The organism is Lentisphaera profundi (assembly GCF_028728065.1).
GTDB classification, from domain to species: Bacteria; Verrucomicrobiota; Lentisphaeria; order Lentisphaerales; family Lentisphaeraceae; genus Lentisphaera; species Lentisphaera profundi.
Window position 1 is genome coordinate 2,029,402 of record NZ_CP117811.1, and the last position, 13,026, is coordinate 2,042,427.

10 protein-coding genes are annotated in these 13,026 nt (G+C 41.1%); 9 read left to right on the forward strand and 1 reads right to left on the reverse strand.

Translation table 11 applies throughout. The features are described from left to right. The first annotated feature begins 15 nt into the window (after positions 1 to 15). From PQO03_RS08160 to PQO03_RS08195, 8 genes are all read left to right on the forward strand, one after another. A complete protein-coding gene (locus PQO03_RS08160) occupies positions 16 to 825 on the forward strand; it encodes a c-type cytochrome (RefSeq protein ID WP_274149406.1) in 810 nt (269 codons plus the stop codon). A 73-nt stretch (positions 826 to 898) separates the two neighbouring features. After that, positions 899 to 1,447, forward strand: a complete 549-nt coding sequence (gene orn / locus PQO03_RS08165; RefSeq protein WP_274149407.1) for an oligoribonuclease — start codon at positions 899 to 901, stop codon at positions 1,445 to 1,447. 75 nt (positions 1,448 to 1,522) lie between these two features. Continuing rightward, positions 1,523 to 2,347, forward strand: coding sequence for a lipopolysaccharide kinase InaA family protein (locus PQO03_RS08170; protein WP_274149408.1), 825 nt, complete (start codon positions 1,523 to 1,525; stop codon positions 2,345 to 2,347). A 96-nt stretch (positions 2,348 to 2,443) separates the two neighbouring features. After that, the gene (locus tag PQO03_RS08175; RefSeq protein WP_274149409.1) at positions 2,444 to 3,454 is read left to right on the forward strand and encodes an ABC transporter permease; all 1,011 of its coding nucleotides are present in this window, start codon (positions 2,444 to 2,446) and stop codon (positions 3,452 to 3,454) included. A gap of 1 nt (position 3,455) precedes the next feature. Beyond that, a complete protein-coding gene (locus tag PQO03_RS08180) occupies positions 3,456 to 4,658 on the forward strand; it encodes an ABC transporter permease subunit (protein WP_274149410.1) in 1,203 nt (400 codons plus the stop codon). Continuing rightward, positions 4,655 to 6,715, forward strand: coding sequence for an extracellular solute-binding protein (locus PQO03_RS08185; protein WP_274149412.1), 2,061 nt, complete (start codon positions 4,655 to 4,657; stop codon positions 6,713 to 6,715). Before PQO03_RS08180 ends, PQO03_RS08185 begins: the two co-directional genes overlap by 4 nt. Then, positions 6,715 to 7,701: an ABC transporter ATP-binding protein gene (locus tag PQO03_RS08190; protein ID WP_274149413.1), complete on the forward strand. Its 987-nt coding sequence runs from the start codon at positions 6,715 to 6,717 to the stop codon at positions 7,699 to 7,701. The genes PQO03_RS08185 and PQO03_RS08190 overlap by 1 nt, the downstream gene beginning before the upstream one ends. Continuing rightward, on the forward strand, positions 7,692 to 8,675 hold the full coding sequence (locus PQO03_RS08195; RefSeq protein ID WP_420792859.1) for an ABC transporter ATP-binding protein: 984 nt from the start codon (positions 7,692 to 7,694) through the stop codon (positions 8,673 to 8,675). Before PQO03_RS08190 ends, PQO03_RS08195 begins: the two co-directional genes overlap by 10 nt. 4 nt (positions 8,676 to 8,679) lie before the next feature. On the opposite strand, the gene PQO03_RS08200 is transcribed toward PQO03_RS08195, so the two are convergent. Next, positions 8,680 to 9,546: an AraC family transcriptional regulator gene (locus PQO03_RS08200; RefSeq protein WP_274149416.1), complete on the reverse strand. Its 867-nt coding sequence runs from the start codon at positions 9,544 to 9,546 to the stop codon at positions 8,680 to 8,682. A gap of 247 nt (positions 9,547 to 9,793) precedes the next feature. Between PQO03_RS08200 and PQO03_RS08205 the strand changes: the two genes are divergently transcribed. Further along, entirely contained in the window at positions 9,794 to 13,024 is a 3,231-nt protein-coding gene (locus PQO03_RS08205; protein WP_274149417.1) for a PSD1 and planctomycete cytochrome C domain-containing protein, read from the forward strand. Positions 13,025 to 13,026: the final 2 nt, after the last annotated feature.

The following is a 13,026-nucleotide window of genomic DNA, read 5'->3' on the forward strand; positions in this document are numbered from 1 at the left end:
CAAGGATATTACCTCATGTCTAGCAAACCAAAAAACACTGGTGGACCTTTAGTTATCACATTTTCTTTCGTACTTATTGGCATGCTCGCTTTTGGATTCACGGGCTTAGCTAAAACAGCCAAAGATAGCTACGCAAAAAACCAAAGTGAAATCACTAGACTACAAGACGCTCAAAAACTGGAACTCCAATCACGTTCCGAAAAAGCGAAAGCTGCTATCGCACAAAAAGCAGAGCTCAAAGCTCAAGCCGCATCACCTGTTGCTGGCGCAAATGTCGAAATTGGCAAAGCAAAGTATATGCTTTGTGCAACTTGCCACGGGCCAAATGGCGAAGGCATGACGGCTCTAAAGTCTCCTGCTCTTGCTGGACAAAGCGCTGAGTACATCATTCGCCAACTTCAATACTTCAAACACGGCGTTCGCGGTGCAGACCCAGCCAAAGACATGCAAGGTTCTATGATGGCTCCGATGGCCAAAATGCTTTCAGATGATGACATGACCAATGTTGCCGCCTATATCGGAACACTTACAGGTAAAGCTCAGCACACATTAACTGGTGATGCCAATGCTGGCAAAGCAAAATATATGCTTTGTGCAACTTGCCACGGACCGAATGGCGAAGGCATGCCTGCCATGAAGTCTCCGGGTTTAACTAACCTTCCTGATTACTATATCGTATCACAGCTTCAGAATTTCAAACACGGTGTTCGCGGCGCAGACCCTGCTAAAGATATGCAAGGTTCGATGATGGCTCCTATGGCCAAAATGCTTTCAGAAGAAGATATGAAGAATTTAGCAGCATACATCAAGACTTTAGCTAAATAATCTAAACTAGCTTATCATTTCAGGAGCACTTAGGTGCTCCTTTTTTTTTTAATAAAAATCACCCAGGCTTATAATGAGTAAACTATTTTGGATCGATATGGAAATGACGGGTCTTGAGCTCGAAACAAATCGCATACTCGAAGTTGCTATACTTATTACAGACCATAGGCTTGATATTATCGATCGCTTTCAAGCCGTCATTCGTACACCTCAAAGTTTACTCGACTCAATGGATGAATGGAATACTCGCACTCACAAGGGAAATGGCTTAGCTAAAGAATCCCTCAATGGTCGCTTCATCCAAGAAGTAGAACTTGATCTACTTACATTAGTGGAAAAACACTTTCAAAGTAAGCAGGTTTTTCTCTGCGGCAGCTCACTGAGCCTAGATCGAATGTTTATCGACAAATATCTACCTAACTTTGCTAAAAAAGTCCATTATCGAATTGTGGACGTCTCTTCATGGAAAGCTATCTTCCAAGACTTCTTAGACCTACGCTTTCACAAACAAGATTCTCACCGTGCTATGAGTGATATTGAAGAATCAATACGCGAACTCAAGCTCTATTTATCTTACATAGACTCAAAAAAACTCCCCGAAGTTCTAAATTTACATCTATAACATTCTTATAAGAAAAAATTATTTATCACCACAGGCAAAGGCAACTTGCTCTGAATAAAACACCGGGTATTCCTTATGAACCTCCTTCCCTGCTTACATGGCACCTTTACGTATTACCATGACTCATGGCTACCAACTTTAACTGAACTTGGCATCACACCCACAGATCCGTGGACTACTATTCATCCTGGTATTTCAGTTAGTCGTAGTAAGCGCGTCAATTGTTTTTTAATTGAAGACAATCATAAAAAATCATTTTATAAAACCTATCAACTTCACGATAAATTCTGGGAATTCTTCTTCCGGCCATCCAAATGCCTGACTGAAGTACGTAACTACGAGACCATGAAAAAAATCGGGATCCCATGCCCTACTGTACTTGCTTATGGTGAACGTAGATCTTTTGGAAGCCTTCATGAAAATTTCATTGTCACTGATGCTATCACTGATGCTCAAGACCTCAGTAATTTTGCCGAAGAATGGTTTCTTATTAAATGCTCCACAGAAAAGAACAGAATTTATCAAGAACTATCCCAAAAAGTACTCAAACAAACCAAACTCGCTCATCGCAATAATTTTTTCCATTTCGACCTTCATTGGCGAAATATCTTAATCAAAAAAGATCTTAGTGGTAACTGGCAAAGCTTTTGGATTGATAGTCCCCGTGGGTGTAAAATAAAATTCGACAGACGACGCGGATATCTTGTCGACCTATCATGCCTCGCAAGGTTTGCTGTATACTATCTCACTAGAACACAGCGCTACCGCTTTATTTGCGACTACCTCGACTTGCCTGGTGGCCCAAAAGTCAAAGCTCTATTCCGAGCAGTTGACGCACGTTTAGCTAGAAGACCTCCCCCCATCCCTAGAAAAATAAGAGAAAGACCAAAAAATTCATAATATTTTTAAGTCATAGCCCGTACTAGGACTTTAACTTATTGCGCATGGTTTAACCTTAAGGTCATGGGAACTTATATACTCAGAAGAATCTTGCTCATGATCCCCACTTTTTTGGTGATCACAATTTTGGTGTACTTTCTATGCCGTACCGTTCCTGGTGGACCCATCGAACGCGCCAAAGAGCGAATTATGATGGCTCAACTTGAAGAAGGCTCTCAATCCTCAGGCTCCTATAGCGATGAACTAGATAAATTTGCTACAGGCGAACTCTCCGCGGAAGACAAAGCTGATTTAATGGCTCAATACAACATCACCGACAATCCCTGGAGTGACTACTTCTCTTGGCTCGGACGAACTCTTAGTGGTGATCTTGGCATCTCCGCCACATATAATGAACCCGTAACTAAACTCATTATTAACCGCATGCCCATATCTATTTTTTATGGAATCATCTCGATGTTTTTTATTTACGGAATCTGCGTCCCCCTAGGAGTTATAAAAGCACTCAAAAACGAAAGCCTCATTGATAATGCCAGTTCCTTTTTTGTATTTGTCGCCTACGCCATCCCTGGCTATGCCTTTGGTGCCATCCTCTTAGTTTATTTTGCTGGTCAATGGCAATGGCTCCCGCTAGGCGGCTTTGTTTCCGATCAATATGATTCTTTAAGTTTTTGGGGGAAAATCTCTGACCTATTACAACATGCAATCTTACCCATGAGCTGTTACCTCATTGGCTCTTTTGCTTTCATGACCATGCTTGTCAAAAACACCATGTTAGATAATCTATCCTATGATTATATCCGTACCGCCTTAGCTAAAGGCGTGCCCTATAAGAAAGCAGTCTTTAAACATGCCTTAGACAATAGTCTGATCCCCTTAGCAACTCATTTCGGTAATAGTATTTCGATCATTATTAGCGGATCTTTCCTCATTGAAAAGGTTTTTAACATAGAAGGTTTTGGACTCTTGGGTTTTAATTCCCTAGAAAGTCGGGACTACGAAGTTGTCATGGGTGTTTTAGCCATCTCTTGCGTATTGCAAATGGTCGGCAATCTGCTTTCTGATATCTGTGTTGCTTATGTTGATCCTCGAGTGAAATTCGATTAAAATGAACCCTATTAATCAACAGCGCTGGAAAAGATTCTCTAAAAACAAAATGGCTATGATCAGCCTCAAAGTCTTTACCCTACTCACTTTAATATCACTCTGCTCAGAGCTTTTTTTCAATGACAAAGCTCTTGTTGTTTATTACAAAGGCGAATTCCATTTTCCCTTTATTCAAAATGCGATCCCCGCAAAAACTTTTGGCCTAGAAACACAGAGCGAAGCTAATTACCTCGACTTACAAAAACAATTCCGTCAAACACCGGAAGAAGGCAATTGGTTAATGATGCCTTTTATCCCTTACCATTATCGCAGTGTTAGTAAAGTTGATAGCACACCCATCGACTTGGAACTCAAAAATAAAGAAGATTTCTATAATACACAAATTGAACAGCTCCAACAAAACCTCGAAGCCAACAAGCACCAAATCTACGAACTCAAACTCACTCGAAACCATGCCTTAGGAAAAATTGATTCTCAGAAATATCATCCACTACCTCCCACTTTAGCGACAAAACATTTCCTCGGAACAGATAGTACCGGAAGAGATATCTTAGCTCAACTTAGCTATGGATACCGCATTGCTATCACCTTTGCCCTCATCCTTTTATTGATCAATTATTTTATTGGTATTGCCATCGGCTGTGCGATGGGCTATTTGGGCTCTTGGTATGACCTGCTCATGCAAAGAATTATCGAAGTTTTATCCAACATCCCTTTCCTCTATATCATCATCATTATTGCTTCTATTTTGCGTAGCAATGGCTTCACCATGGGCTTCTGGGCTTTAGTAGGGATATACGTCTCTCTAGGATGGATGGGCATGACTTGGTACATGCGAACGGCTACACTCAAAGAAAAAGCTCGTGAATATGTACTCGCCGCACGTGCTGCTGGTGCCTCTAATACCCGCATCGTTTTCACCCACATATTGCCCAATGTTGTCTCCCTACTCGTAACCTTCGCACCCTTTTCAATTTCGGGTGCGATTGTTGGCCTCACATCCTTAGACTTCCTAGGTTATGGTTTGCCCAAAGATTATCCGAGCTGGGGCTCGCTCATCAAATTGGGTACGGATAACATTCAGTCACCATGGATCATTACATCTATTGTCTTCGCCATGGTCTTGATCCTTTTCCTCATTAATGCCGTAGGCGAAGGTATTCGCCAAGCTTTTGACCCTAAAAAAATCTCCCACTTCGAATGAAAAAATATCTTACAGTTGTCATCTTCCTATTTTTTGCCTCTTGCCTAACTATCTTTTTTTTGGCCATGCGCAAAAATACCTTTTTAAAGGAACTTCGCATCATCCCTCAAAATATTTCTCTCCCTCCAAGCTTCCCTATCAGTAAAGAACAATGGCCCGAGAACTTAGTATGGGAAAATGGTAGTGATCAAGAAATCTTCTCGGACTCAAAGGCCACCAAAGGCGGAACTTGGAATAGCTCGATCTCTTCCTTCCCTCCTAATTTCCGTCAAGTTGGCCCCGAATCCAACTCAGGCTTTCGTGGCTTTCTAGATAATAATGATATGGGCCTCATTGAGATCCATCCCGTAACACAAAAAATCATCCCTGCCTTGGCCTCCGAATGGGCCGTCAATGAAGACCGCACCATGGTTTATTTTAAAATTGATCCCGATGCCAGTTGGGATGATGGCGTACCTGTAACCGCCGATGACTTTATTTTTCGACTTAAAGCCATGCGTTCACCAGGTATTATTGCGCCATGGTATAACCAATACTATTCCAGCATGATCAGTGATATACTCAAATTTGGCGACAAGCGCATTGCGATAAAACTCCCTTCTCCGATGGCCGACACTGTACTCAAAGCCGCCATGCGCCCCTTGCCTTACCATCATTATGGTGCTCTTCGCGAGATCCGCAAAACATACCCCCTTGCAAGAGCCATTTCTTATTTAGAGCGAGATCACAAAGAAATCCCTGAAAACATTTTAGCGATCCAAAAAAACCACGTGCAGGCTCTTGAGGCTCTAAGTACTGAAGAAGAAAAACCAAAAGAACCTTCAGTCGAAATCACCGTCGAAGACGTAGAAGCCAACTGGATAAAAAACCATAATTGGCAAATCCAACCGCGCACGGGTCCTTATAATATTGATTCATATATCAAAGGCAAAGAAGTCATCTTTAAGCGCAATCAAAATTGGTGGGCAAAAGATAAAAAATATTTCAAAAACCGCTATAATGTTGATTTCATTCGATACTCTGTCATTCGCGACAATAACCTAGCCTATGAAAAATTTAAACTTGGCTATCTCGATCAATTCCCCTTACTACTGCCGAATTACTGGCACTCAAAAGCCAAATACCTCGATCCTATTGATCGTGGTTATATGCAGAAAATCTGGTTTTATACTCAGAAACCAGAAGCCTCCTATCAAATAAGCTTCAACCTCGATAACCCTCGCCTCAAAGATCTGAACCTACGCTTAGGAATCATCTATTCACTCAATATTCAAAACTTGTTAGACACCGTTTTATATGGTGATTATGAAAGGTCTGAAACCTTCCATGAAGGCTATGGTGACTACTCTAACCCCAATATCAAGGCCCGGCGTTTTGACGCCAATAAAGCCGTAGAATACTTCAAAAAAGCAGGCTACACAAAAATTGGGCGAGATGGCATTCGAGTCAATGATAAAGATGAAAAACTTCGTTTTAAAGTCCTCTATGCCGCGCCCCATCATACCGAACGAATTCTTGCACTCCAAAACGAAGCAAAGAAACTTGGCTTACAATTAGACTTAGATAGCTTCGACTCAACTGCCGTCTTCAAGGCTATGCTCAATAAAGAGCATGAGATTGCATGGCATGGCTGGGGCGCCGGTTTTAGACCTCAATATCGTGGACAATTTCATCAAACTTATGCTCATAAGAAACAAAATAATAATTTATCCAATCTCGATAATACCGAAGTCAGTGAAATGATTGATAAATATCGTTTTGCCCTCGATACTAAAACTCGTATTGAGCTCGCCCATCAAATCGAAAAAGCTCTTTTTGAATTGGCTCCAGCCGTCCCCACCTACAAAGTCCCTTACTTTCGTCAAGGCTTATGGCGTTGGGTTCGCTACCCCTCTTTTATCGCAACTCCGAGTAGCGAGATGATTATGGATGATCTCGGCCTCTTTTGGATTGATACAGAACTTAAAAAAGAAATCCAAGAAAAAATGGTTAAGAAAGAAATCATTTACGACATCCCACCCCTCATCAAAAACACTTTTTATCGGGGTAAACTCTAATGCTACAGCTAAAAAATCTCAGTACGACTTTTGACTTGGAAGATGAAACCATTTGCGCCGTCGATCAACTCTCCTTCGATTTGCCACAAGGAAAAACTCTTGGTATTGTTGGTGAATCTGGCTCGGGAAAAAGCGTCAGCGCACTTTCTATTCTTCGTCTCCTACCCAAACCCATGGGAAAATCCACTGGTAAGATCCTCCTTGATGGTCAAAATATCCTCGCCTTAAGTCCCAATGAGATGCTGAAGATTAGAGGCAATAAAATCTCTATGATTTTCCAAGAACCCATGACCGCACTCAATCCCGTTCACTCCGTGAGCAAACAGCTCATGGAAACCTTCTTTCTTCATTTTCCAGGGATCAGTAAGAGTTCTGCTTGGGATCGCTCACTCGAAATGCTGACAAAAGTAGGCATCCCCGCGCCTGAAAAGCGCATGCATGAGTTCCCTCATCAATTATCTGGAGGCATGCGCCAACGCGTTATGATTGCTATTGCACTCTCATGCGAACCCGACATCCTCATTGCTGATGAACCGACCACCGCTCTCGACGTTACTGTGCAGGCACAAATCATCGATCTCATGAAAGACCTACAGAAAAAAAATAATATGTCAATCATCTTCATAACTCATGACCTTGGTGTCGTGGCAGAAACCTGCGACGAAGTCCTGGTCATGTATGGCGGACGCATGGTTGAGCACGCCCCTGTGATCGAACTCTTTGAAAAACCTTCACATCCCTATACCAAAGCACTCATGGCCTCTCTTCCTCAACTGAGTCAAAAACGCAAAACTGAACTCAAAACTATTCCCGGCTTAGTCCCCTCCCTCAAGGACTTAAATATAGGCTGCCGATTTGGACCTCGCTCAGGCTTCTCACATAGTGAAGAAAGCTTAAATACCAGACCTGAGATCCATCAAATCAGTCCCGACCATCGTATCGAGTGGTGCCCCGATTGTCAAAATGCTATGGGGAGATCGCTCTGATGCTAAAAGTTAATGATCTACAAATGCATTTCCCCGTTTATGGTGGTTTATTGCGCCGTCAAGTCGCTAAAGTTTTTGCTGTGGACAAAGTCGACCTCAGCGTTGCTCCAGGAGAGACATTAGGCTTGGTCGGTGAATCAGGCTGTGGAAAAAGCACTCTTGGAAGGGCTATTTTACAGCTCTATAAACCCACTGCGGGCTCCGTGAAATTCCAAGATAAAGAGCTAACTCAACTCAGTAAGAGTGAGATGCGCGAAGTTCGCAAAGATATTCAAATTATTTTACAAGATCCTGGGGAATCACTCAATTCTCGTCATACCGTTGGTCGCATTATTGAAGAACCACTCATCATTCACAAAATTGGCAAAAATGCTGCTGAACGAAAAAAGCAAGTTCTTGAACTTCTCCAAAAAGTGGGCCTTCAAGAAGACTCCTATCACCGTTACCCACATGAATTTTCTGGTGGTCAAAGGCAGCGCATCAGCATTGCTCGAGCGATTGCTCTCAAACCAAAATTGATCATTTGTGATGAAGCGGTATCGGCACTTGATGTCTCGATACAATCACAGATCCTCAATCTTTTAATGGATCTTCAAAAAGAAATGAATTTGGCCTATATCTTTATTTCTCATGACCTCTCTGTAGTCCGTCACGTATCCGACCGCATTGCCGTCATGTACTTAGGAAAAATTGTCGAACTTACTGATACCGACGCCCTCTATAACAAGTCACTCCATCCTTACACACAAGCACTCATTTCTGCCATACCTCAGCCCGACCCACGTAGAAAGAAAACATCGATAACTCTTCAGGGCGATGTCCCATCTCCGCTCAATCCGCCCTCTGGCTGTCATTTCCATACTCGTTGTCCACTAGCCACTGATTTATGTAAAACTCAGGTCCCCGAATTAAAGCAATATTCTACTTCAGAAAAAAGCCACCAAGCTTCCTGTCACCTTATATCAGAACCTTGAGTTTTTAATTTTTATCCAAATATCTTTTACGAAATTCACGAGGAGTCATACCCTTGATTTCTTGAAATCTACGATTAAAATTAGACAGCGTATTGAAACCCGAATCATAACAAATATTTGATACGCTATTTTTTGTCTCGATAAGTCGACGACAAGCCTGAGCAATACGAAGTTCATTAACATAATTCACAAAAGTCTTACCTGTATTTCTCTTAAAGAAACGTGAAAAAGACTTTGGACTCATCATACAGACATCTGCTGCCTCGGCCAAACTGATAGGCAGCTCTAGGTTATTACTAATATGACGTGTGATTTGATCGACTTTATTAACATTCTCTCGGTTCAAATTGGGTGAATAGAGTGGGCTTACCAGTTTTTTACGGTCTTCTCGACTTGCGCGTGTCATGACATCTAAAACCTCGATGATTTGAGTGAAACGCTGGAGATCATTTAGTTCTTCCATTGCCAGTATCAGCTCATGGACTTCATCTCTAGTTTTTCCAGAAAATTCAAAAGAACGTTCTGCCTCTTTTAAAAATTCCCCGATGTGCATTGTCTCAGGCTTATCAAATAAACCTTTACCCATGGATTCTTCAGAAAATTGAATCACTGACATTGCTGGCTTTGTGGGATCGTTTTCATCCACTTCGACCGCATGAAATGCGTGGGGTAAATTAGGCCCCATAATTAGTAAGGTCCCCGGCTTAAGTTCACCAATGTAATCACCATTAATGTAATGACCTGTATTCTTTCTTATCAAAAGAATATCATATTCAGGGTGATGATGCCATACCGGCCAAATGTTCGTATCTTCTTTATAATTAAACGATCGCGTCTGACAGTTACTGATGATTTCTAATTGCGCTTCCATACAAGTCCTTAACTAAGATGAATTCTACATTGAAGTAGATCTAAATACATTATCATGTAGAAATAGTACTATTTATTGTCGAAATCAAGGAGTTTATCAAAAATAACTATGATACCATATCATCATTACAAATAGATTTAATTCTAATAATAGTGGAAATAGTATCACTTTTTGTCCTTATGAAGGTGTTGATTGTTTTCTAGAAGAATAGATTTAAATATCATTAAAGCTTTTAAACAGGATAAATATGAATCGAATACTACTCACTTTTTTACTTAGCCTAGCTATCCAGGTACATTCTAAACAAATCAGTCCACAAGAGATGGAGTTTTTTGAGACGAAAATCAGACCTGTACTCGCCGACAATTGTTATAAGTGCCATGCTGTAGATTCTGAAAAATTAAAAGGTGGTTTATTGCTGGATTCAAAATGGGGCTGGGAAAAAGGCGGTGATAGCGGAGCTGTAATTATTCCAGGTAAAGCCAATGATAGTCTTTTGATCAAAATGATTCACCACGACCCTGATGTTGAGGCAATGCCGCCAAAAAATAAATTGAGTGCGGAACAAATTAAAGATTTTGAAAAGTGGGTCTCAATAGGTGCTCCTGACCCACGCCCTAAAAAAGAACGAACAAAAGTCGATGCGCATGCTTATAATTTAGAAAAGCGTAAACAATGGTGGTCACTTCAGCCTATTAAGGACTATCCAGTCCCTCATATTAAACAAGAAACTTGGCCTCGTCAGGATATTGATAATTTTATATTAGCAAACTTAGAAGCCAAAAACTGGCAGCCTGCAGCTACAGCAGAAAAACGAGATTTGTTGAAGCGAGTGTATTATGACCTCACAGGTTTACCTCCCACAGTGGCCGAGCAGGAAGCTTTTGAAAAAGACTTTTCGTCAGAAGCTTATGAAAAAGTCGTTGATCGCCTACTGGCATCACCGCGTTTTGGGGAGCATTGGGCACGCAAATGGATGGATCTCATGCGTTATGCGGAGACGAAGGCTTTTGAGCAAGACTATACCATGGCTCATGTAGACCGTTATCGCGATTACCTTATCCGAGTTTTTAATGATGATATCACCTATGAGCAAATGGTGATGGAAGCATTTGCGGGGGATATCATTGAAGCTCGTTTGGATAAAGAAACAGGTGAGAATGAGTCGCTTAAAGGTCCCGGTTTCTTTTATCTTACTGACGGGCACCATGGTCCAGCAGATCTACATTTAGATGAAGTTCGTTTATTTGATAATATGATTGATGTTATCGGCAAAACATTTCAGGCAACAACTATTTCCTGTGCGCGCTGCCATGATCACAAATTTGATGCAGTAGCCGAGAAAGATTTTTATTCACTCTATGGAATTATTGCCAGTTCTCGTCGTGATATGCGCAATAGTATTAATCCTAACAAAATAACTCCACACTTTGTTGATTTAAGAAAGTCAAAAGAAGCTATTAAGCAAGCCATTATCCCAGTTTGGGAAAAGGATCTTCAAGTTCTTAAAAAGAAGCTACTAAGCATTGCTGCGGAAGGAGAAATCAATGGAGAGCAGAGAAAAATTAAAAAAATCATTGCCAATAAACATAGGAGTATAAATAGTGGTCTTTATCCTTTGCATATTGCACTGATTCAGAATGAGCGAGTAGCCAAGCAAAACTGGATTAAGGTCAATAGTGCAAACAAACTTGCAGAGAATACGATTGGTGAACTTAATACCGATTCCATAGGGAACTGGACGAGCAATGGCCTAGGCTTTGGAAATGTTCCTAAGAAGACGGGTGATTTTGTTGTATCTCAGTCCAAAGGTAAAATCATTCAGTCCTTTGTTGGCGATTCCATGGCAGCTGGTGAATTGGGTTCAAGGATGGATGGATCACTTCAGTCGGATAGATTTATACTGGATGGGAATCCGATATATTTCAAAGTGAAGGGGCGAAAGGCGACAGTAAGCCTAGTGGTGAATAACTACGAATTGGTAGGTTTTGGACCAACGACGAGTGTATTGAATAAAAATATAGATTCAGATGAATGGCAAGTTATTAACTTCCCGACGAGTCTATGGAAAGGAAGTCGCGCCTACATTGATGTCCGTTTAAATGGTCTTGCCAATCGTCCAATAAAATATAACTATACCTACCACCATCGCGATGATTCTTACATAGCCTTTGAGAAAGCGACTTTTGGGAAAATTGAATTTAACACCCAGAAAGCATGGGGTAAATTTAAATCGCTAGAGAAGCGACAAGAAAGGATTGCCGAAATCATTAGTAAAGCTGACTTAGCGCTTAAGCATTGGGGAACGGGGACGCAAAATGAGGGTGAAGATCGTATTTTAGATTATTTACTTAATGCGGGTCTTCTGAAAAATACGATACAAGATGTGCCAGAAGCAAAAGTAGCATTGATGTCATTTAGAAAACAAATTGAGTCAATGCCTCTCCCTTCCTATGTCAGAACTCTCTCTGATGGGAAAGGTTATGATGAACCTGTATATATCCGTGGCTTACATACCAATCTTAGTAAGGAGCCAAACCCTCGACATTTTATTGATGGAATTGATGCCACGTCTTATAATGCAAAGGGTAGCGGTCGTTTAGAGTGGGCACTGAGTGTCGTGGATAAAAAAAATCCTTTAACAAGTCGTGTTATGGCCAATCGCATCTGGTATCACATATTTGGTCGAGGAATTGTATCATCAGTGGACGACTTTGGTCAAATGGGATCATTACCAAGTCATCCAGAACTCCTAGACTTTCTTGCAAAAGATTTCGTGAAAAATAAGTGGTCAATAAAATCACTTATTCGAAAGTTAGTTCTGAGCTCAACTTACAGAATGTCGAGTGGGCCTTCATCAGAAGCTTTGTTAAATGATCCCACTAATATCTATCTACAACACATGCCAATTAGACGAATGGAAGCAGAGGCGGTGCGAGACACCATCCTCTCTATAAGTGGTCGACTCAATAATGAACTTTATGGCAAGAGTATTGCCGTTAACTTACATGAAACACCTAATAGTCGTTCAAAGCCAAGAAAGAGTGGCCCCATGGATGGCGAGGGTAGAAGATCGATTTACCTTGAACTTCGTCGCAACTTCCTGCCAGGATTTCTTACAGCCTTTGATATGCCTAATGCCACGGAACCATTTGGTAAACGCAATGTGACCAATGTACCAGCACAATCACTTACTTTGATGAATGATCCTTTTGTGACAGAACAAGCTCTAGTTTGGGCGAAAGCCTTAATGCTTCGTAAAGATTTAAGTTTCGATCAAAAAGTAAAGCAGATGCATAAGCAAGCTTTCTGTCGTCCTGCTTCAAATAAAGAGTTGGAATGGGCACAGAAAACTTTTGCGGGAATCGCAAAAACTGAGTTTAATCAAAGTTTTGATCAAGCTTTAAATAATGAAAAAGTTTGGCAGCACTTCTGTCATGTAATGTTCAATCGCAAAGAAATGATCTTTAAATTTTAGGA